Below are 20,286 nucleotides of genomic sequence, written 5' to 3'. Positions count from 1 at the left end.
GCCGGTGCCGGTCTCCGGTGGCCGGACGTGGCACGGGGGACGGCGTGTCGCCGTCCCCCGTCCGTCGAACCGACGCCGGTCAGTAGCAGAGCCGGGTGATCTCCTGCCGGAAGCGCTCCATCGAGTTCGGCTCGTCCGGGCCGAGCAGGTAGGTCTTCAGCTCCCGACGGGCCTCGGTCATCGGGTCGTCGCCGGCCCGGGTGAGGGTGAGGATCTTCGCCAGCTCGCCGCAGTCCACCGAGAGCAGGTACGCCCCGCGCGAGGTGGGGAACTGCCGCCGGAACTCGTCCTCCGGCAACCCGCTCGGGTTGGCCACCACGTACGGCCGCTGACTCTGCACGAAGTCGGAGACCACGCTGGAGATGTCGCTGATCATCAGGTCGGTCTGGTTGAAACAATCGAACAGCCCCGGCACCCGACCGGTCACCACCCGGTGGCCGGGTCCGTCCAGACTGGTCGAGTTGACGTCCCCGCCGGCCGCGCCGATGCGGGCCACGATCCGCTCGTGCACCGCCTTGGCCTCCTTGGAGCGGGCCCCGGTCAGCGGGTGCGGCTTGTAGATCAACCGGACGCCCGGCTGCGCCTTCAGCAGGCTCTTCACGATCCGCTCACCCATCAGCACCACCGAGGTGTGGTAGGGGTCGTCGTCCAGCCACCCCTCCCAGGTCGGCGCGTACAGCACGGTGAACGGCCGGTCGACCGACTGGGCACCGAAGGTGTGCACCCCGGCGAGCTGCGGCCGGCCGATCTCGACGATGTCGGCGTCCAGCACCCCGACCCCGGCGCGGGCGTACCGCTCCCGTCCGGCCAGACCGGCGACCCACACCTCGTCGTACACCTTGCTGTACGGGTTGACGCTCGCCTGCTTGTCGCTGTCGCCGTGGCCGACGAAGACGTGCTTCATGCCCGGCTCGCGCAGCATGTGGATGTTCGCGCCCACGTTGGCCGCGTACATCGCCGCCCGCACGCTGCCCAGTTCGAGGTTCATGAAGTCCACACTGGCCGGTACGCAGATCACCGGGAGCCGGGTGTCGGCCAGCTCGGTGAAGGCCTCCTTGCTGCGCATCAGCACGACCCCGCGCTGGTCGAGCGCCTCGGTCGGGGCCAGCCACATGTTGGCCTGGTAGACGTCCTTGGCCGGACCGGCGAAGTAGAGCGCCACCTGTGGCTGGTAGCTGTCCAGCCAGCCCTGCACCGCGGCGAGCACGGAGCTCTTGCCGGTGCCCTGACCCCGCCCGCGCAGCCAGGTGACCACGACGAGCAGCCCCACCACGGCGGCCACCGCGGCGGCCAGCACCCCGGCCACCAGCACCGGCAGCACGTCACCGAGGTACGCGGCGACGGCCACGGCCGGGATGAGCAGGATGTTCAGCTGGGCCATCTGGCTGCCCATCAGCGCCGTGGTCCAGGCCGGCGGACGTGGGGCCTCGGTGATGTGACCGAGATCGATGTTGCGGACCAACGCGGAGACCGGGTTACGCCGGTTGATCATGCGGGAGAAGGCCCCGGCGAAGACCCCGGTCCCCCAGACCCCCGCCAGCAGCAGCAGGACCGCGGTGAGCTGCCCCAGACCCGGGCGCACCGTGGTCACCACCAGCAGGACCACCGCCAGGTCCCGGGCGAGTTGCCGGTAGAGCCGGCCGAGGCCGACCTTGTCCAGCAACACCCGCGCCGGGGCGGACCAGCGCTCGATGGCGAACTCACCGGCGACCGCGGCCAGCCCGGCGACGGCGAAGACCCAGGTCCCACCGAACACGGCCGCGACGAGCATGGTCAGATAGCACAGCAGCAGCAGCGCACCGCGGGCGGGGACCCCGAGTCGCTGGAGTAACGTGCCGAACAAGGATGGTTCTCCCTACGAGATCGACGACGAGCCGGGCCGGACGAGTGGGAAGGGACCGCTGCGCGCGGCCGGTGAGAACCGGCGACGTTTGGGCGTTATCGGCCTGACTGCACACGACCTTAACGCGAAGCCGACGCGGGTCGCCGTTCGGGTATCGAGGGTCGTGGCACCCACGGCCGGACCCGTCGGACCCGGCCGTCCACCCCCGCGCCGGGTCAGCCGGTACGGCGCAGACACCGCATCGAGCCGGTCGGGTTCTCCCGCTCGGCGAACACCTCGAAGCCGAGTCGCTCGACGGCCCGACGGCCGGCCCGGTTGCCGAAGTAGAGGCAGATCGTGCCCACCTCCAGCCGGTCGATCGCCGCCTCGATGTCGGGCAGGGGCGCGACCTCCGTGCCGTCGGCGAGCGCGGCGAGCCGCAGCCGGTCCTGCGCGAACTCCGACGACCAGTCGTACTCGATCAGGTAACCGTCGCGGGGCAGCACGACCCGCATCCGGCTGCTGATGATCGGCGCGATCCGCATCAGCGTGCTGGGTGCCAGCAGCAGGCCCGGCGGGCGGTCCAGCCCGTGGATCCACTCGATCCGGCCCTGCCGGTCCTGCGGCATCTTCCAGACCGGCCGGGGATGGGTCTCGACGTAGCTGTCCCGGTCCCACATCGGCGTGCCGTAGAGGCTGAACGACGCGACCAGCGCGGCGGCCACCAGCGCGCCGAGCAGCCGACCGAGCCAGTCGAACCGGGGTGGGTGCAGGGTGCAGAGGATGCCGACCAGACCCGGTAGGGCGAGGATCCAGGGCACCCGCCAGAGCACCGCCGAGACCCCGGTGACCGAGCCGAGGAACTCCAGCACCCCCGGCACGAAGAGCACGCTCATGGTCACCGCCGCGCCCGCGGCGAGCAGCCGGGGCGCCCGCCGGCGCAGCAGCAGCGGCGCGCACCACAGGGCCAGCCCGCCGATCACGCCCAGCGTCCCGATCAGCAGGGTCCGGCGGTAGGTGCCCTCACCGTCGAAGAACTGGGTGGTCCCGCCGACCTCGGTGACCGGGCCGAGCACCAGCCGGGTGACCACCACCGCCCCGATCGGGTAGACCAGCGCCACGGCGAACGTGGCCACCGCCTGCCACCACCTCCCGACCAGGGCCATCGCCAGCGCCGCCGCACCGACCAGGATCGGCAGGATGATCGCCGAGGTGGAGGTGAGCCCGATCGAGACCACCGACAGCGCGAAGATCAGGAAGAGCCGCCACTTCGACCGCGACTCGAACCAGTCGGTCAGGTAGACCCACATCAGCGGTACGGCGGCGGAGACGAACATCCCCTTGCCCTCGTAGAGCCGGGGCAGGTGGAAGGTGCCCAGCGCGGCGTCGCCGCCGGCCACCAGGTAGAGGTAGGCGACCGCGACGGTGAAGGCCAGCACCGGCCGCCGGGGGGCCCACCGGTGCACCAGGCGCCACAGCGCGATGATCGCCAGCACGGCCAGTGCCGGCAGCAGGACGTACCAGGTGGCGGTGGCCGCGTGCAGGCCGAAGAAGCGGCCGAGCGAGCCGGCGAAGACCTCGATGGAGGCGATCGGCGGCTGGGTGCTCAGCGGCGGCATGATCTCCTCGGTGAAGAGGAAGTCCCGCAGCGGGACGCTGTCCCGCTCGGCCACCCACACCGACTTGCCGAGGTAGAAGACGTCGTCGGGGGTGTTGCGCGCCCCGTACAGCGAGGAGACGGCCACCCCGGCGGAGACCAGCAGGACGTACCAGGTCTGCCAAGCGGTCGCGGTCGGGGTGTCGGCGTCGGCGGTGAACCAGGTACGCCGGGCCAGCAGCGCCACCGCGACCGAGGCGAGCACGCCGAGCGACGCGGGCACCCACCACGGCATGGCCCCGCCCTGGCTCGCGGTGACCGCCGCCGCCACCCCGACCGCCGCCGCGGCCAGCATCCACCACCACCTCGGGCCGGACCGGGCGCTGCCGGGTACCGGAGAGTCCGCCGGGACCGCCCCGGCGTCGGCGGCGGTGGCCGGTGTCGCCCCGGCGGCGTCGGTGGTGGTGGTGGTGGTCGGGGTCGGGGCGGCGACCGGTCGGTGGCGGGCGGTCCGGGCCCGCTGGACGGCCACGCCCAGCCGCAGGACGGCGAGCACCCCGCAGCCACCGAGCCAGACCAGGAAGGTCACCGAGGGAGCCCACCGGAACAGGAACGCCGCGTGGTACAGCACGGTGTAGAGGGCGAAGGCCACCACCGCGGCGTCGGTCAGCCGGCGCGGCACCGCCGCGACGAACCGGCGGATCCGTTCGAGCACCCCGGTACGCGGTGGCACCGGCGCGGCCGGCACGACCACCGGGGTCGGCTCGACCTCGATCACGACGGAACTTCCGACCTTCGACACAGAACGTCCTTGGGGTGGCCCTGATGAGAGTTGGTGGTGGCCCTGCCGGGAGAACGCCTCAGCGCTGCGGCGGGTTGTCCTCGATCACGCTGGCGACCGTACGGTGCGCCGGCAGGATCCGTTGCCGTTCGGCGTCGGCGTCCAGCCGTCCGGCGAGGATGTCGAGGAAGTGGTCGAGCTGGGCGGCCAACGGCTCCCGGTTCGACACCAGCTCCGGCACCTCGATGATGCTCTGCTGCCGGTAACCCCGGCCGTCCGGCGTGGCCGCGTCCAGCGAGACGTGCCGGTAGATCGTGACGTCCTTGCGGATCAGGTCAGCCTCGATCAGCCGGTCCACCTCGCTGACCACCAGTGTACGGACCTTGCGCTGACCGATCCGACTGGCGGAGACGTTGGCCAGCGCGCCGCCGTCGAAGGTCAGCACCGCCTCGGCGACGTCCTCGGCACCGGCCACCGAGTCGGGATGGAAGTAGCCGAGCGACCCCCGGACCACCGTGGGGGCGGCCCCGCCGAAGACCTGGATCGCCAGGTCGACGTCGTGCACGAGCAGGTCCCAGGCGACCCCGGTACGGATCCGGGGCGCGTACGGCGAGTGCCGGGCCACGCTCAGGTGCACCGGCCGGTGGGCCAACGCCAGCGCGGTCAGCACCGCCGGGTTGAAGCGCTCCAGCAGGCCGCAGAGCAGCGGCACGCCGCGCTTCTCGGCCTGCGCCACGACCTCCTCGGTCTCGGCGAGGCTGCCGCAGACCGGCTTCTCGATCAGCAGCGGCTTGTCGGCGGCGAGGACCCGCTCGGCCAGTCCGTGGTGGTACTCGGTGGGGGCGGCGACCACGACGGCGTCCACGTCGGCCAGGTCACCCAGCTCCGGCGCCCACTGCGCGCCGTACCGGTCGGCGATCTGGCGACCGGTCTCCTCCCGGGGCTCGACGACCCGGACCAGCCGGGCCCGGAGTGACTGGGAGATCACCCGGGCGTGCAGCGACCCCATCGTGCCCGTGCCCACCAGCGCGAACCGGACCGGGGCGCTCACCCGCCCACCGCCGTCCGGACCGCCTCGACCACCCGCTGCACCTCGTCGTCGGTGAGGTGGTGGTGCACCGGCAGCGACAGGCACTGCCGGGCCACCCGCTCGGCCACCGGCGCCGGGTCGGCGACCACCCGGGGGTGTTCCCGGTAGCAGTCGTAGTCGTAGACGGTCCGGGGGTAGTAGACGCCACAGCCGACCCCCTGCTCGGTCAGCTTGGCGACCAGCTCGTCCCGGGAGACCGCGGCGTCGGCGGTGACCAGCACGGTGTACTGGTGCCAGACGTGGGAGCGACCCGGCCGCTCGGTCGGCAGCCGCAGGCCGGGCAGGTCGGCCAGGCCGGCGGAGAGCTGGGCGGCGTTGTCCTTGCGCCGCTTGACGTTCGCGCCGTAACCGGCCAGCTGGGGGATGCCGAGCGCCGCCTGCAGGTCGGTCAACCGGTAGTTGTGCCCGGCGACCTCGTACTGGTAGCGCTGGCGCATGCCCTGGTTGCGCAGCACCCGCAGCCGGTCGGCGAGCGTCGCGTCGTTGGTGGTGATCATCCCACCCTCACCCGTGGTGAGGTTCTTGGTGGCGTAGAGGGAGAACGTGCCGAGACCGAAACTGCCCGCGCCGCGCCCGTCGACGGTGGCACCCAGCGACTGGGCGGTGTCCTCGACCAGGCCGAGCCCGTGCCGCTGGACGACCGGCACGATCGCCGCCATGTCGGCCGGCTGGCCGTACAGGTGCACCGGCAGGACGACCCGGGTACGCGGGCCGACGGCGGCGGCGAGCGCCTCGGGGTCCAGGCAGAAGTCGTCGTCGCGGATGTCGGCGAAGCGGGCGGTGGCACCCGCTTCGAGGATCGCGTTGAGGGTGGCGACGAAGGTGAAGGGGCTGGTCACCACCTCGTCACCGGGGCGCAGGTCACAGACCTCGAGGGCGGCGACCAACGCGGTCGTGCCGTTGTTGACCGCCACCGCGTGCTCGGCACCGACCAGCGCGGCGAACTCCTGCTCCAGCCGGGCCACCATCGGGCCCTGGGCCAGCCGACCGGAACGGATCACCTCGACCGCCAGCTCTTCGGCCGCCTCGTCGAGCTTGACGACGGATATCGGGATCACGGATGACTCTCCTCGGGGTCCGGTGGCAGCACCCACGGACGTTAACAGCGGCGGAATCCAGAACGAAACAGGGCCGTCGCGCGCAGGACACCTCGGGGTGCGGTGGGTACGCGCGCGGTCGATGGCTGGGCTAGGGTGATCCCTTGCTTGGTCCTTCCCACCCCCACACAGCGGGTGAAATGCGACACGGAGGCACTAACCCGTGGTAGAAACCGCAGCCCGCCGTACGGTCGACGAGGCACCGGAGACGGATCCGTCCGCGGCGGCCGGTGGGCGGCGGCGCTGGCTCAACGTGGCCGTACGGGTGGTGGTGATCGTCGCCATCGTGGCGGGGATGACCTGGAGCGTCGTCGACCAGTGGCCCCAGGTCCGGGCCACCTGGCTCGGCCTGGCCTGGTCGTCGGTGACGCTGTCGGTGCTCGCCGCGCTGCTCGGCATGGTGGCCAACACGATGGCCTGGCGGGCCGCGGTGGCCGATCTGGAGCACCGGGTCTCCGTCGGCGCGGCCCTGCGGATCTGCCTGGTGGGTCAGCTCGGCAAGTACATCCCGGGCAGCGTCTGGGCGTACGTGTTGCAGATCGAGCTGAGCCGACGCGCCGGGCTGCCCCGGCCCCGGGCGTTCCTGGCCTCGCTGATCGCGCTCGGGCTCGGGGTGACCGCCGCGCTCGGCCTCGGCGTGGTGGGGCTGCCGTCGCTGCGGGAGGCGGTCGGCTCCGACTCGACGTACGCCGACTCGGTGCGGGTGGCGCTCTGGATCGTGGCGGTGCTCTTCCCGATCGCCCTGCTCTGTGCGGTGCCCCGGGTGCTGACCGCGCTGGTGCAGCTCGCCCTGCGACTGCTCCGCCGGCCACCGCTGACCCACCGGTTGACCTGGCCGGGGGTGCTCCGGGTGATCGGCTGGAGCGCGCTGGGCTACAGCCTGTTCGGGGTGCACCTCTGGCTGCTGGCCAACGCGCAGGCCGCGCCGGGCTTCGAGGGGCTGCTGCGGTCGGTGGGCGCGTTCGCGATCGCGATGACGGTCGGCATGTTCGCCTTCCTCTCCCCCTCCGGGCTCGGCGTCCGGGAAGCGGTGCTGGTCGCCGCCCTGGCCCCGTTCCTGCTCGACCACGGCGGGGTGGGCGCGGCGATGGGCATCGCCCTGGCCTCCCGGCTGATCTTCACCATCGCCGACGTGCTCGCCGCCGGCATCGCCGCCCTCTCCGGGCTGCGGCAACTGCGCGGCAGCACGCCCGACGTGGTCGCCACCTCGCCGACCACGAACGCCTGACCCGGCCGCCCGCCGGCACCGCAGACCCACCCGGCGGCGACGCCGGTACCGGGCGACCGCTCAGCCGGTGGTGAGCGTGGTGAGCCTGGTGAACTCCCGCATCAGGTCGTAGCCGTCCCAGGTCGCGGCGAAGGTCAACGCGGCACCGATGGGCACCAGCCGGTCGATCCCCCGGCCGGCGACGGTACGGGCGAAGGCGGTCAACTCCGCCGCGTCGAAGCCGAAGTGGGTGACGGTCTGGTCCCGCCGGACCACCACCGGGGCGAGGTCGGCCAGCGCGTCGACCCGGGCCTGCGGGAAGGTGCCGACGCCGAGCCAGCGGCGCGGCAGGTCACCGGGGTCGGCGAGCTCCACCGTGGCCAGGTCGTTGCCGTGGAACCGGACACCGGTCGCGGCGCCGGTGATCGCCAACCCGTAGGTGGCCACCCGTTTCTCCACCGCCATCGCGGCGTCGATCTCCGGGCGTCGGGCGTCCAGCACCCTGCGCAGCCGGGTGAGCAGGTCGGCCCGGGCGGTGTCGCTGTCGGCCGGGTCGCCTACCCAGTAGACCGCCCGGGGCGAGGCACAGGCGGCCTGGTCGAACCAGTACGCGTCGTTGTACAGGCCCAACGCCGCGCCGTCGCGGTCGGCCTCGGTGGCGGCCAGCCAGCCGGCGACGCTGATCACGCTGAACGACGACCGGTCCGGGAAGGTGACGTCCCGGGCGTGCGGGGCGAGCGGGTGCCGGCGGATCTCGGTGACCGAGCGGTCGCCACCCCAGATCACCCGCAGGTCCGCGGCGGCCGACAGGGCGGCGGTCACGGCGTCGTCCCGCCCGTAGGTCACCATCCGCTGGGTCTGCCGCAGCGCCGGGTGCGCCTCGGTCAGGGTGTCGTTCAGCGCGTCCAGGACGGCGTCTGCCGCGCCGGCCGACCGGGAGGAGATCCGTACCACGTTGGCGTTGCCGGCCAGCGCCGCCAGCGCCCACGAGTAGACGAAGATGGTGTCGACGTTGGCCGGCGGCACGTGGAAGACCAGTCCGCGCGGGAACCGCAGTCGACCGGGCTCGTCGCCGACGGCGGTGAGCGCCCGGCCGATCTCGCCCCGGCGCAGGAAGAAGCCGAGGGAGGCCAGTTCCGGGTGCCGGCGGGCCACCGCCGGCCGCAGCAGCCGGCGGGCGAAGGCCACCAGGAACTCGACCACCCGCTCGTCGCCGACGGTCAGCGGCCCGTCGACAGGCGTCGCCCGTAGCCCGGTCAGCAGGTCGGCGACGGTGGTCCGGCCGCCGGCCGGGAATCGTCCGGTCACCGCCGGCTCGACCACGGCCTCCCGGCTGCCGCCGGTCACCGTGCTCATGCCGCCGCCGCGAAGGTGTCGCTGCAACCGCGGGCCTCGGCGCGCGGCAGCCGGCCCAGGATCTCGAACCGCTTGCCCGGCCACACCCCGTCGTCGACGCCGTGCACCACCGCCCGGTCCTCGGTGAGCAGCAGGTGACCCGGGTACGACCGGGGCAGGGTGCTGATCACCTGCACCACGCCGGGGGTGCCGACCGGCACCTCCTGCCAGGTCTGCGGGTCCCGGACGATGACGTCGGAGAAGTCCGGGCAGTAGAGTCCGCCGCCGTCCGGGCCCTCCAGGAAGGTCAACCCGATCTGCTCGACCATGCCGTAGAAGTTGTGGATCCGGCTCAGCCCGGTGTCGGCGGTGAACCGACGGCGGAACTCGGCGTTGTCGACCGCCCGGTCGGCCAGCTTCTTCCAGCCACCACTGTGGATCAGGATGCCGTTGCTCAGGTCGAGCCGGTGTTCCTTGGCCAGTTCGTAGAGGTAGAGCCAGGTCATGAAGGTGAAACCGAAGATCAGGAACGGTTGGTCGCCGTGCCTGTCGAGGAAGGCCCGGACCGCGGCCAGGTCCGGCTGGTCCTGCTCGTCGAGGACGAAGGTGTGCTGACGGCCGAAGTTCATCATGCCCAGCACTCCCGCGCCCCGGGCGGAGAAGGAGCGCCGGTTGGCGAAGAGCGCCCGGGTGTCGACCAGCAGCATCGGCAGTCGCTGCGCCCCGATCACGGTCCGCATGGTGGCGCTGAGCATCCGCTGCTGCACCGACGCGGCGTCCTTGTCGAGGTGGATCCGGCTGACCTCGCCACTGGTGCCCGAGGAGGTGAGCACCTTGAACACCTCGTCGTCGGGAATGCTCTTGAGCAGGTGGTGCTTGAACAGCCGGACCGGCAGCCAGGGTAGGTCGGCGACCCGGTCGTAGCGTCGGCCCGGCGGGTGTCCCAGGGCGGCCAGCAGCCGGGCGTACTCCGGGCTGTGGGCGCGGTGGTGCTCGGTGAGCTCGACCAGCTCCGGGAGCAGCCGCGCCTCCCGGTCGGCCTGCGGCAGGGTGAACAGCGTCATACCCGCGCCTCCAGCGCTCGATAGTCGATCTTGCCGTTGGGCAGCTGGGGCAGGTGGTCGACGGCACGGACGTCGAACCCGCTGCGGTGCGTCCGCAGCCGCTCGGCCAGCCGTCCGGCGATGCTCCGGGCCCCGTCGGCGTCGATGCCCTCGACGAAGAGCACCACCCGGTCCGGGCCGGAGACCGCGACCAGCGGCCCGCGGTCGGCGACCAGCTCCTCGATGTCGTGCAGGTTGACCCGGACGCCGAAGACCTTGCCGAACCGGGCCAGCCGGCCCCGCAGCCAGACGAAGCCGTCGGCGTCGAGGTGCCCGAGGTCACCGGTGCGCAGCACCCCGCCGTTCTCGTCGCCCCGAGCCAGGTCGGCGGCGTGTTCGGCGTAGCCCAGCATGACGTTCGGTCCACGGTAGACCAGCTCGCCGTCCACGCCGGGAGTGGTCGTCTCGGTGCCGTCGGCGGTGCGCACGGTGAACGAGCCGCCGGCCAGGGCGGGGCCGACCGAGCCGACCCGGGCGGGCAGCGCGTCGGCCGGCAGGGTGCTCATCCGGGGTGCCGCCTCGGTGCAGCCCCACATCACGTGGAACCGCCCGCCGGTGGCGGTGATCCGCTCGTGGAAGGCCAGGACCAGCTCGTCGCGCAGCCGGCCGCCGGCCTGGGTCAGGGTCCGCACCGACGGGTACGTCACCGGACTCCACCGGATCCGGTGCAGCATCTCGTAGTGGTAGGGCACCCCGGCCAGCGAGGTCGCCCCGTGCGTCGCCACGGCCTGCCAGAACTCCCGGGCCAGCACCCCGCCGTCGACCACCAGCACGGCCGCGCCGGCGGCCAGGTGACTGTTGAGCACCGACAGGCCGAAGCTGTAGTACAGCGGCAGGTTGGTCGGTGCGATCTCGTCCGGGCCCAGGTCGAGCGCCGTGCCGATGGCGGCGGCGTTGGCCAGCACGGCGGTCCGGGAGAGCCGGACGAACTTCGGGTCCCCGGTCGAGCCGGAGGTGGCCAGCAGGACGGCGAGATCGGGATGGCAGCCGGTGACCGGGGCGCTCTCGCGTACCCAGATCGGGCCGAGCACCGCGTCGGTGACCTCCCGGTACCCCTTGGGGCGCTCCCCGGTCCCGGCACCGGCGCCCCCCTCGGCCAGCCCGACCACCGCGACCGGCTCGAAGCGGACGACGAAGTCGGCAAACACGGCCGGGTCCAGCGCCGGGTCGAGCAGGGCGACCGGGCGGGCGGCGTCGACCGCGCCGGCGTAGCGCAGCACCGAGTCGACGGTGAGGCCGCTGCGGGCGAAGACCACCCCGGGCGGCAACGCGGCGTAGGCGGCGGCCACCCCGGCCAACCGGTCGGCCAGCTCGTCGCCGCCGAGGGTGGCGCCGGAGGCGGCGTCGATCAGCCGGGCCGACGCGGCGACCAGCCTCATGGCACCAGCCCGCCGTCGACCCCGAGCACCTGGCCGGTGACGTACCGGGCCCCGTCGCCGACCAGGAAGCGGATCACCTCGGCGACCTCGGCGGGCTCGCCCAGCCGGCCCAGCGCCGCGGCGGCGGCCTGCCCGTCGAGCACCTCGGCCGGCAGGGACGCGGTGAGGTCGGTACGGATCACGCCGGGGGCCACCGCGTTGACCCGGATGCCCCGGGGTCCCAGCTCCTTGGCCGCCGAGCGGGCCAACGCGACCAGGGCCGCCTTGGACGCGGCGTAGACCGACTGGCCGGCCGCGCCGTGGGTGCCGACCACCGAGGCCAGCACCACGATGGCACCGCCCCGGCGGGGCGTACCGTCGGCCGCCTGCCGTTTTCGGGCCATCGCGCGGCCGGCGGCCTGGACGGCGGCGACCGTACCGGCGACGTTGACCTCCAGGGTGCGCCGGACCGCGTCGGCGCGCAGCATGCCGAGCAGCCCGTTCTCCATGATCCCGGCGTTGGCGACCAGCACGTCCAGGCCACCGTGGTCGGCGGTGACCTGCCGGACCACCGCGCCGACGGCGTCGAAGTCGCCGACGTCGAGGCCGAGACCGTGGCCGCCGAACTCCTTGGCGACCGCCTCGGCGCGGGCGGCGTCGCGGCCGGTGAGCACCACCGTCGCGCCCGCCTCGGCCAACGCCCGGGCGGTGGCCAGCCCGATCCCCCGGGTGCCGCCGGTCACCAACGCGACCCGGCCGGCCAGCTCACTCATCGACGCCGAGACCCCGCAGCAGGTCCAGCGCGACCTTGAAGCTGCTCAGGTCGATGACCTGGTCGGTCTCCAACTGGACACCGAACTCGTCCTCGATCGCGGCGACCAGGGTCATGTGCCCGAGGGAGTCCCACTGCTCGATGTCGCGGTACTTGAGGTTCTCGACGTCGGTGCCCTCCGGCAGTTCGAGGGCGTCGACGAAGACGGCACGCAGCCGGTCGGTGCGGGTCATGGTGAGGGCTTCTCCGTTGCTCGTCGGCTCAGCTGGATCGCCGGGCCACGCTACGGCGCGCGACTGTCCGGGGGGTGAACGGCGAACGAGCAGCCGGAGACGACGATGGCCCCGGTGGGAACCGGGGCCATCGGGAGTCGTCGGAGGGTCAGCGCACTCGGGCCGCCGCCATCTCGGTGAGCACCGCGAGGTGCCGCTGGAGCACCCGCTCCAGGCTGAAGTGGGCCCGGATGAGCGCCTGACCGTTGACGCCCACCTGCTTGGCCAGGGCGGGATCGGTGAGCGCGCGGACCAGCCGGGCCGCCAGCCCGTGGCCGTCACCGGGTGGGCAGAGCAGCACGTTCTCGCCGTCGACCAGCTCGACACCGGGGAAGTTGTCCGGCCGGGCCGGTGCCACCACCGGTACCCCGGCGGCCATCGCCTCCAGGGTGGCCGTGCCCAGGCCGATGCCCTGCTCGTGGGACTCGACGGTGGCCGCGGCCAGGTAGTCGGGAATCTCGCTCTTGGCTACCTTGCCGGCGGCGATGACGGCGTGCTCCACCCCGAGGGCGCGGGCCCGCTGCGCGAACACGTCGTAGTAGACCTGTCCGCAGATCAACAGCTTGGCGTCGGGGACGGCGGCGAGCACCTCGGGTAGGGCCTCCACCAGGGCGACCCGGTCGCGCAGCGGGATCACGTGCCCCACCGAGAGGATCACCGGCGAGGCACCCAGGTCGTGCCGGTCCCGGACCCGCTGACCGTTGCCACCGAGCACCCAGTCCGGGTCGACCCCGACCGGGATCGGCGCCAGCCCGGCGTACGCGCCCCGGTAACGGGACTCGATGTACTCCTGCATGAGCACGTCCATCACCACCACCCGGGGCCGGGAGCGCCACATGAACGGCTTGACCATGGTGGCGTCCAGCCCCCGGAACACCTTCGCGTAGCGGGCCGCCGGATTCTCCAACCGGGTGTGCACCGACAGCAGGACCGGCACCCCGCGCTTGCGGGCGTAGAGCGAGGTCACCCAGGTCAGGTCGAAGAACTGACCGTGCTGGTGGATGACGTCGGGCCGGAAGTCGTCGAGCAGCCGACGGACCCGACGCAGCACACTCGGCCGGGTGGTGAACGAGATGTCGAAACTCACCGCCAGCCGGGTCTGCGGCAACATGAACGCCGGCAACCGGACGATCCGCAGGCCGTCGCGTTCCTCGACCGCCGGTGCGTCCTGGTAGGCGGCGGTGAGCACCAGCACCTCGTGCCCGGCGGCGGCGTAGCCCCGGGCCAACGACTCGGACAGGTGTGAGCTTCCCCCCGCGCGTGGCGGGAAGAAGTTGTTGACCACTGCGATACGCACGGGAGGGGTACTCCTAGCTCTACGACACGGGTACGAACCGGACGTCGCCGCCGTCGGTCTCGACGGTGGAGACGACCCGGGCCGGCACCCCGGCCACGACCGCGCCCGCCGGCACGTCCCGGGTGACCACGGCCCCGGCGCCGACGACCGCACCGTCACCCACGGTGACGCCCATCATCACGGTGGCGTTCGCGCCGATGAAGACGCGGTCGCCGATCGACACCGGCGCCCGGTCGACCGAGGGGTACGCCCGGCCGGAGACACACCGCCGGGCCGTGGAGTGGGTGTAGATCTGCGCGCCGCAACTGATGTCACAGCCGGCGCCGATGGTGAGCCCACCGGAGCCGTCGATGACGGTGAACGCGCCGATCCACGTCCCGGCGCCGATCACCGGCTCCCCGATGATCCAGGCCAGGGGATTGTACGGGTTCGCCGGCAGCCCGCCGGTTGGCGGACCGCCGACGGTGGATTCCCGGGTCACACGACCTCGGTCTTGATCAGGTCGGTCATGCCGTCCTCGACGGCGATGGTCGGCTCCCAGCCGAGCACCTCGCGGGCCCGGGTGATGTCCGCCGCCCGCCGGCTGACCAGCACCTCACGCGGGTTGAACTGCGGCTCGACGTCCACCCCGACCGCCTTGATCAGGATCTCGGCGAGGCTGGCGACCGAGGTGTCCAACCCGGTGCCGATGTTGACCGGCACGTTGCCCTGCTCGGCCTCCAGCGCGGCCACCACCGAGCGGGCGATGTCGTGCACGTGGATGAAGTCCATCGACTGCTCGCCCTTGCCGTCGATCACCGGCGGCTGGCCGGTCTTCAACCGCTTGACGAAGTGGTTGATCACCGAGGTGTAGTAGGCGGTCGGCTTCTGGCCGGGGCCGTAGACGTTGAAGAACCGCAGCGCGATCCAGTTCAGCCCCTTGCTGCGCTGGTAGAAGCCGAGCAGGTCCTCGCCGGCCCGCTTGGCGATGCAGTACGGGGTGAGCGGGTCGAGCCGGTCGTCCTCGTGCATCGGCAGCTTCTGCGGGTCGCCGTAGACCGAGGCGGACGAGGCGTAGACCACCCGCTTGACGCCGTGGTCGGCGGCGGCGGCGAAGACGTTGTGGTTGCCGACGATGTTGATGTCGACCGACTCGTACGGGTCGGCCTGGCTCTTGTTGATCGACACCGCGGCGAGGTGGATCACGTACTCGCAGCCCTTCATCGCCGCGTGCACCGCGCCGCCGTAGCGGACGTCCTGGTCGATCAGCTCCACGTCACCGGTGGCCACCAGCTCGGCGACCTTGTCCCGGTCGCCGCGGAACATGTTGTCGAAGATCCGGACCCGGTAGCCCTTCTCCAACAGCATCGGCACCACGTGCAGGCCGATGAAGCCCGCGCCGCCGGTGATGAAGACGGTCTGCTTCGACATGTCGGACAGTGTCCTTCCTGGGGGGATCAACGACCGGCGGCGGTGGCGTCGACGACGTCCACCAGGGTCGCCGCGACGGTCTCGACCTGTGCGTCGGTGAGGTTGGCGTGCATCGGGATGGCCAGGTGCCGGGCGAACAGGTCCGCCGAGACCGGGCAGGGCGCGCTCTGGCCGTACAGCGGCTGCAGGTGGGAGGCGTAGGTGCCGAAGGTGCACTGTACGCCCCGTTGACGCAGCGCCAGCGCCACCGCGCCCCGGTCCACCGCCGGGTCCAGGGTGACCACGTACGACTGCCAGGGGTGCTCGCGGTCGGGCGCCTGGTACGGCGTGGTGATCAGCTCATGGTCCTTGAGCAGCTCACCGTAGCGGGCCGCAGTGCGCCGCTTGGCGGCCAGCAGGTCCGGCAGCCGGTCGAGCTGGGCCAGCATGATCGCGGCGGAGATGTCGGAGAGCCGGTAGTTGTAGCCCAGCTCGGTGAAGCTCGGGATCGGCAGGTGGGACAGCTCGGCCCGGGTGAGCGCCCCCTCGACCCCGTAGGTGTGCAGCTTGCGGGCGTGCGCGGCCAGGTCGTCCCGGTCGGTGACGTACGCCCCGCCCTCACCGGCGGTGATGCCCTTGCGGCCGTGGAAGCTGAACGTGGCCACGTCGGCCAGGCTGCCGGCCGGCCGGCCCCGGTAGCTGGCCCCGGCGGCGCAGGCGGCGTCCTCGACCAGGAAAAGCCCGTGCCGGTCGGCGATGGCCCGCAACTCGTCGTAGTCGGCCGGCTGGCCGAACGCGTCGACCGCGATGATGCCGACGGTCCGGGGGGTCACCGCCGCCTCGACCGCCGCCGGGTCGACCGTCCAGGTGTCCGGCCGCACGTCGGCGAAGACCGGCTTGCCACCGGCCCAGAGCACCGAGTGTCCGGTGGCCGGGAAGGTGTAGTCGCCGACGATGACCTCTTCGCCGGCCTCCACCCCGAGGGTCAGCAACGCCAGGTGCAGGGCGGAGCCGCAGTTGGCGGTGGCCAGGGCGTGCCCGGTGCCGGCCACGGTGGCGAAGCGCTCCTCGAACCGGCGGCAGGTCGGCCCGGCGCCCGCCAGCCAACCGGAGGCGAAGACCTCGGCGATGGCGGCGAGTTCGGCCTCGCCGACCGTGGGCTGACCGAGGGCGATGACGTCAGACATGTGACTCCCGTGAAGATGGACCCGCAGCAGTGTAGGCCAATCCCGGGGCTCGGGCGCGAATCGGGCACGCCGGGTCGATTGGCTACCATCGCTCGCGGCGCCGACGACGGCGCCGGCGCGCAGGGGGTTCAGTGATGACGAGGTACGTGGTCGTCGGCGGCGGGATCGTCGGCCTCGCCGTGGCGCACCGGCTGCTCACCGACCGGCCCGGCGACCAGGTCACCGTGCTGGAGAAGGAGCCCGGCTGGGCCGCCCACCAGACCGGGCACAACTCCGGGGTGATCCACGCCGGGGTCTACTACCCGCCGGGCAGCCTGAAGGCCACCCTGTGCCGGGCGGGCAGCGCCTCGATGGTGGAGTTCTGCGCCGCGCACGACCTGTCGTACGACATCTGCGGCAAGTTGATCGTGGCCACCGCCGAGGCCGAGCTGCCCCGCCTGCACGCGCTGCACCAGCGGGCGCTGGCCAACGGCCTGCCGGTCCGCCTGATCGACGCGGCCGAGGCGAGGGAGTACGAGCCGCACGTGGCCGCCGTCGCCGCGCTGCACGTGACCTCGACCGGCATCGTCGACTTCGGCGCGGTCTGCCGCAAGCTCGCCGAGCTGCTCGCCGCCGGCGGGGCGGACCTGCGCACCGGCACCGAGGTGACCGGGGTGGTCGACCGGGGCGACCGGGTGGTGGTGCAGACCACCCGGGGCGAGGTGCCCGCCGACGTGCTGATCAACTGCGCCGGCCTGCACGCCGACCGGATCTCCCGGCTGGCCGGGGTGCCCACCCCGGTGCGGATCGTGCCGTTCCGGGGCGAGTACTACGAGCTGACCCCGGGTCGGCGGGAGCTGGTCCGGGGGCTGATCTACCCGGTGCCGGACCCGCAGTTCCCGTTCCTCGGCGTGCACCTGACGAAGATGATCGACGGCAGCGTGCACGCCGGACCGAACGCGGTGCTGGCCACCTCCCGGGAGGGGTACTCCTGGGGACGGATCAGTCCGCGTGACGTCCTCGACGAGGTGTCCTACCGGGGGTTGTGGGCGCTGGGCCGCAAGCACTACCGGTACGGCCTGACCGAGGTGGCCCGGTCGCTGTCGCGTCGGCGCTTCGCGGCGAGTCTGGCCCGGCTGGTACCCGAGTTGACCGGGGCGGACATCGTCCGGGCCGGCGCCGGGGTACGCGCCCAGGCGATCCGCCCGGACGGCACGCTGGTGGACGACTTCCTGATCGTCGAGACCGGGCGGCAGGTGCACGTGCTCAACGCGCCCTCGCCCGCGGCGACCAGCTCGCTGGAGATCGCCCGGCACATCGTCTCCCGGCTGCCAGTTGCCCCGGCCCGCTAGGCCGGCGGCGGCACCGGTGCGGATCGGACGTGGGCGGTCAGTCGGTGCCGGTGCCGCCCTGGCGGGGCAGCGCCCGCCGCGCGCCGAGGCCGGTGGCCACCGTCTCGACCAGGGTCTCCAGGTACGCCTCGGTCAGCGGGGTGCGGGCGATGGCCAGCCGCCAGTAGAGCGGGCCGGCGATCAGGTCCACCGCCGCGTCCGGATCGGTCTGCGGGGGCAGCTCGCCGCGGCGTACCGCCCGCTCGACCAGGCGTCCGCCGATCTCCTGCTGCCGGGCCCGCAGGACCTGCTGCAGGGTCTGGTCGATCTGCGGGTTGCGGGCGGCCTCGGCGAGCAGGTCCGGGATGATCTGGGCGGCCAGCGGATGCCGCAGGGCGTGCACCACGGCGGCGAAGAGCAGCTGGAGGTCGCCCCGGAGGCTGCCGGTGTCCAGGGTCGGCAGTTTGCGCCCGGCCGACGCCGAGACGATCTCCAGGACCAGCTCCAGCTTGGAACTCCACCGGCGGTAGATGGCGGTCTTGCTGACCCCGGCCCGGCGGGCCACCGCCTCGATCGAGAGCCGGCCGTAGCCGACCGCGGCCAACTCCTGCGTCAACGCGCGCCGGATGGCCGCGGTGATGTCGTCGCGCAGCACCGCCGCGCCCGCCGGCGTGCGGCGCTTACCGGTCGTCACCTGCGCCTCCTCCGGCCTGGTCACCGTCTGCTCTTCTCACCTGTCACGCCACCCAATGTAGCGCAACGACGGTACGGTTGCGTCCCGACGTAAATTCGACTACCGTCCACGCAGCGAAGGGGCGACGCCGCACGTACCGGTCACGCCGACTCCGTCACGCGCACCCCGTCGTCACGCGCACCCCGTCGGCACAAAAGATCGGAGCGCCCCACCAATGGCCAACACCGCGCTGGCCGACCCAGACGCCGGCCTGACCCAGGCGCAACTGGCCGCCCGGCACGGGCTGCGGGTCGCCGGCGAACGGCCGCCGCTGGCCGTGTACAGCCGCCGGCTCTGGTCCTACCGGCACTTCATCACCGCGTACGCCAACGCCAAGCTGGTGTCCTCGTTCAGCAACGCCAAGCTGGGGCAGCTCTGGCAGGTGCTCACCCCGCTCACCAACGCGGCGGTCTACTACCTGATCTTCGGCATCGTGCTCGAACAGAACCGGGTGCCGAACTTCATCGCGTACCTGACCACCGGGTTGTTCATCTTCAACTTCACCCAGACCACGGTGCAGAACGGCACCCAGTCGATCACCAGCAACCTCGGGCTGATCCGGGCCCTGCACTTCCCCCGGGCCTGCCTGCCGCTGGCCGCCATGCTCACCCAGTTCCAGCAGTTGATGGGCGCGCTGGTGGTGCTGGCCGGGATCGTCCTGGTCACCGGCGAGCCGTTGACCTGGCAGTGGCTGCTGCTGATCCCCACCGTGCTGTTGCAGGCGGTCTTCAACGCCGGCCTGACCATGGCGGTGGCCCGCGCCGGGGCGAAGGTCGCCGACCTCAAGCAGGTCATGCCCTTCGTGCTGCGCACCTGGATGTACGGCTCCGGGGTGCTCTACAGCGTCACCCTCTTCGAGCAGAGCCTGCCCGGCTGGGCGGCCCGGCTGGTCGAGCTGAACCCGGCGCTTGTCTACATCGAGTTGGCCCGGATGTCCCTGCTGGAGTCGGCGCCCCTGCTCAACTCCTCGCCGACCCAGCTCTGGTTGGTCGCGGTGGGCTGGGCGGTGCTGATGGGCATCGGTGGCTTCATCTACTTCTGGCGCGGCGAACAGGAGTACGGCCGTGGTTGATCAGATCGAGACGTCCAACGACGTGACCGTCACCCTGCCCCGGATCCAGGACCGGGTTCCGACCGTGGTGGTGGACGAGGCGCACGTCATCTACCGCATCCACAAGGGCGCCGGTGGGGGCACCAGCCCGGTCGCCGCGCTGAAGCGGATCGTGTCGCGCACCTCCGCGCCGCAGGTCCGCGAGGTGCACGCGGTCAAGGGGGTCACCTTCACCGCGTACCAGGGCGAGGCGATCGGCCTGATCGGCAGCAACGGCTCCGGCAAGTCGACGCTGCTGCGGGCGATCGCCGGGCTGCTGCCGGTCGACCGGGGTGCGATCTACACCCAGGGGCAGCCCTCGCTGCTCGGGGTCAACGCGGCCCTGATGAACGACCTGCCCGGCGAGCGCAACGTGGTGCTGGGCTGCCTGGCGATGGGGATGTCCCCGGCCGACGTCGAGCGCCTCACCCCGGAGATCATCGAGTTCTCCGGGATCAACCAGCGCGGCGACTTCGCCTCGCTGCCGATGCGGACGTACTCCTCGGGCATGGCCGCCCGGCTGAAGTTCTCCATCGCGGCGGCCAAGAAGCACGACGTGCTGCTGATCGACGAGGCACTGGCCACCGGGGACAAGGGGTTCCGCAAGCGCAGCGAGCAGCGGGTCCGGGAGCTGCGCGAGGGGGCCGGCACGGTCTTCCTGGTCAGCCACCAGCTCTCCTCGGTCCGCGACACCTGCGAGCGCACCATCTGGCTGGAATCGGGCGTGCTGCAGATGGACGGCCCGACCGACGAGGTCATCAAGGCCTATGAGGCGTACGTGAACGGCAAGTAGAGTTCCGTCGTCCGTGCGGTGTTCGGGCGATGTCGTCCCACCGCGTCGCCGGA

The 20,286-nt window shown here is 72.4% G+C and carries 18 protein-coding genes; 4 read left to right on the top strand and 14 right to left on the bottom strand.

The annotated features are described in order from the left end of the window. Window positions 1-79: 79 nt before the first annotated feature. From GA0070617_RS11170 to GA0070617_RS11155, 4 genes are all read right to left on the bottom strand, one after another. Window positions 80-1,843, bottom strand: coding sequence for a CDP-glycerol glycerophosphotransferase family protein (locus GA0070617_RS11170; protein WP_091436200.1), 1,764 nt, complete (start codon window positions 1,841-1,843; stop codon window positions 80-82). Window positions 1,844-2,058: 215 nt separating this feature from the next. After that, window positions 2,059-4,221, bottom strand: coding sequence for a DUF6077 domain-containing protein (locus tag GA0070617_RS30505; protein ID WP_175440496.1), 2,163 nt, complete (start codon window positions 4,219-4,221; stop codon window positions 2,059-2,061). Window positions 4,222-4,279: 58 nt separating this feature from the next. Next, window positions 4,280-5,251: a Gfo/Idh/MocA family protein gene (locus GA0070617_RS11160; protein ID WP_091436196.1), complete on the bottom strand. Its 972-nt coding sequence runs from the start codon at window positions 5,249-5,251 to the stop codon at window positions 4,280-4,282. After that, the gene (locus GA0070617_RS11155) at window positions 5,248-6,348 is read right to left on the bottom strand and encodes a DegT/DnrJ/EryC1/StrS family aminotransferase (protein WP_091436194.1); all 1,101 of its coding nucleotides are present in this window, start codon (window positions 6,346-6,348) and stop codon (window positions 5,248-5,250) included. The genes GA0070617_RS11160 and GA0070617_RS11155 overlap by 4 nt, the downstream gene beginning before the upstream one ends. A gap of 202 nt (window positions 6,349-6,550) precedes the next feature. Here GA0070617_RS11155 and GA0070617_RS11150 point away from each other — a divergent pair, with 202 nt between their 5' ends. Continuing rightward, complete coding sequence (locus GA0070617_RS11150) at window positions 6,551-7,615, top strand: lysylphosphatidylglycerol synthase transmembrane domain-containing protein (protein WP_091436192.1); 1,065 nt, start codon at window positions 6,551-6,553, stop codon at window positions 7,613-7,615. 60 nt (window positions 7,616-7,675) lie between these two features. Here GA0070617_RS11150 and GA0070617_RS11145 read toward each other — a convergent pair whose 3' ends face one another. The 9 genes from GA0070617_RS11145 to GA0070617_RS11105 all read right to left on the bottom strand — a co-directional run bounded on the left by GA0070617_RS11145 (window position 7,676) and on the right by GA0070617_RS11105 (window position 16,307). Beyond that, window positions 7,676-8,950, bottom strand: a complete 1,275-nt coding sequence (locus GA0070617_RS11145; RefSeq protein ID WP_091436190.1) for an acyl-CoA reductase — start codon at window positions 8,948-8,950, stop codon at window positions 7,676-7,678. Continuing rightward, complete coding sequence (locus GA0070617_RS11140) at window positions 8,947-9,993, bottom strand: LuxE/PaaK family acyltransferase (protein ID WP_091436188.1); 1,047 nt, start codon at window positions 9,991-9,993, stop codon at window positions 8,947-8,949. Before GA0070617_RS11140 ends, GA0070617_RS11145 begins: the two co-directional genes overlap by 4 nt. After that, the gene (locus GA0070617_RS11135) at window positions 9,990-11,411 is read right to left on the bottom strand and encodes an AMP-binding protein (RefSeq protein ID WP_091436185.1); all 1,422 of its coding nucleotides are present in this window, start codon (window positions 11,409-11,411) and stop codon (window positions 9,990-9,992) included. The genes GA0070617_RS11140 and GA0070617_RS11135 overlap by 4 nt, the downstream gene beginning before the upstream one ends. Then, window positions 11,408-12,163, bottom strand: coding sequence for an SDR family NAD(P)-dependent oxidoreductase (locus GA0070617_RS11130; protein ID WP_091436183.1), 756 nt, complete (start codon window positions 12,161-12,163; stop codon window positions 11,408-11,410). The genes GA0070617_RS11135 and GA0070617_RS11130 overlap by 4 nt, the downstream gene beginning before the upstream one ends. Continuing rightward, the gene (locus GA0070617_RS11125; protein ID WP_091436180.1) at window positions 12,156-12,395 is read right to left on the bottom strand and encodes an acyl carrier protein; all 240 of its coding nucleotides are present in this window, start codon (window positions 12,393-12,395) and stop codon (window positions 12,156-12,158) included. Before GA0070617_RS11125 ends, GA0070617_RS11130 begins: the two co-directional genes overlap by 8 nt. A 148-nt stretch (window positions 12,396-12,543) precedes the next feature. Next, window positions 12,544-13,731: a glycosyltransferase family 4 protein gene (locus GA0070617_RS11120; protein WP_091436177.1), complete on the bottom strand. Its 1,188-nt coding sequence runs from the start codon at window positions 13,729-13,731 to the stop codon at window positions 12,544-12,546. A 19-nt stretch (window positions 13,732-13,750) separates the two neighbouring features. Then, entirely contained in the window at window positions 13,751-14,212 is a 462-nt protein-coding gene (locus GA0070617_RS11115) for an acyltransferase (protein ID WP_229688312.1), read from the bottom strand. After that, window positions 14,209-15,141, bottom strand: a complete 933-nt coding sequence (locus GA0070617_RS11110; protein WP_091436175.1) for an NAD-dependent epimerase/dehydratase family protein — start codon at window positions 15,139-15,141, stop codon at window positions 14,209-14,211. The genes GA0070617_RS11115 and GA0070617_RS11110 overlap by 4 nt, the downstream gene beginning before the upstream one ends. Before the next feature lie 26 nt (window positions 15,142-15,167). Next, window positions 15,168-16,307: a DegT/DnrJ/EryC1/StrS family aminotransferase gene (locus GA0070617_RS11105; RefSeq protein WP_091436172.1), complete on the bottom strand. Its 1,140-nt coding sequence runs from the start codon at window positions 16,305-16,307 to the stop codon at window positions 15,168-15,170. A gap of 134 nt (window positions 16,308-16,441) precedes the next feature. On the opposite strand from GA0070617_RS11105, the gene lhgO reads away from it, so the two are divergent. Next, window positions 16,442-17,638, top strand: a complete 1,197-nt coding sequence (lhgO, locus tag GA0070617_RS11100; protein ID WP_091436169.1) for an L-2-hydroxyglutarate oxidase — start codon at window positions 16,442-16,444, stop codon at window positions 17,636-17,638. A 37-nt stretch (window positions 17,639-17,675) separates the two neighbouring features. Here lhgO and GA0070617_RS11095 read toward each other — a convergent pair whose 3' ends face one another. After that, the gene (locus tag GA0070617_RS11095; protein WP_091436167.1) at window positions 17,676-18,272 is read right to left on the bottom strand and encodes a TetR/AcrR family transcriptional regulator; all 597 of its coding nucleotides are present in this window, start codon (window positions 18,270-18,272) and stop codon (window positions 17,676-17,678) included. Window positions 18,273-18,525: 253 nt separating this feature from the next. Between GA0070617_RS11095 and GA0070617_RS11090 the strand changes: the two genes are divergently transcribed. After that, the gene (locus GA0070617_RS11090) at window positions 18,526-19,422 is read left to right on the top strand and encodes an ABC transporter permease (RefSeq protein WP_091436164.1); all 897 of its coding nucleotides are present in this window, start codon (window positions 18,526-18,528) and stop codon (window positions 19,420-19,422) included. After that, the gene (locus tag GA0070617_RS11085) at window positions 19,415-20,233 is read left to right on the top strand and encodes an ABC transporter ATP-binding protein (RefSeq protein WP_091436162.1); all 819 of its coding nucleotides are present in this window, start codon (window positions 19,415-19,417) and stop codon (window positions 20,231-20,233) included. Before GA0070617_RS11090 ends, GA0070617_RS11085 begins: the two co-directional genes overlap by 8 nt. Window positions 20,234-20,286: the final 53 nt, after the last annotated feature.

This window comes from Micromonospora yangpuensis, from assembly GCF_900091615.1.
In the GTDB taxonomy this organism is placed as follows: Bacteria; Actinomycetota; Actinomycetes; order Mycobacteriales; family Micromonosporaceae; genus Micromonospora; species Micromonospora yangpuensis.
Note: the sequence above shows the minus strand (reverse complement) of the source record. Positions and strands in the feature narration are given on the sequence as shown.

Bases quoted from the DNA above. Each gene is read 5' to 3' on its own strand.
- GA0070617_RS11145 (WP_091436190.1), bottom strand. From the start codon at position 8,950: ATGAGCACGGTGACCGGCGGCAGCCGGGAGGCCGTGGTCGAGCCGGCG.
- GA0070617_RS11140 (WP_091436188.1), bottom strand. From the start codon at position 9,993: ATGACGCTGTTCACCCTGCCGCAGGCCGACCGGGAGGCGCGGCTGCTC.
- GA0070617_RS11135 (WP_091436185.1), bottom strand. From the start codon at position 11,411: ATGAGGCTGGTCGCCGCGTCGGCCCGGCTGATCGACGCCGCCTCCGGC.
- GA0070617_RS11130 (WP_091436183.1), bottom strand. From the start codon at position 12,163: ATGAGTGAGCTGGCCGGCCGGGTCGCGTTGGTGACCGGCGGCACCCGG.
- GA0070617_RS11125 (WP_091436180.1), bottom strand. From the start codon at position 12,395: ATGACCCGCACCGACCGGCTGCGTGCCGTCTTCGTCGACGCCCTCGAA.
- GA0070617_RS11110 (WP_091436175.1), bottom strand. From the start codon at position 15,141: ATGTCGAAGCAGACCGTCTTCATCACCGGCGGCGCGGGCTTCATCGGC.
- GA0070617_RS11105 (WP_091436172.1), bottom strand. From the start codon at position 16,307: ATGTCTGACGTCATCGCCCTCGGTCAGCCCACGGTCGGCGAGGCCGAA.
- lhgO (WP_091436169.1), top strand. From the start codon at position 16,442: ATGACGAGGTACGTGGTCGTCGGCGGCGGGATCGTCGGCCTCGCCGTG.
- GA0070617_RS11090 (WP_091436164.1), top strand. From the start codon at position 18,526: ATGGCCAACACCGCGCTGGCCGACCCAGACGCCGGCCTGACCCAGGCG.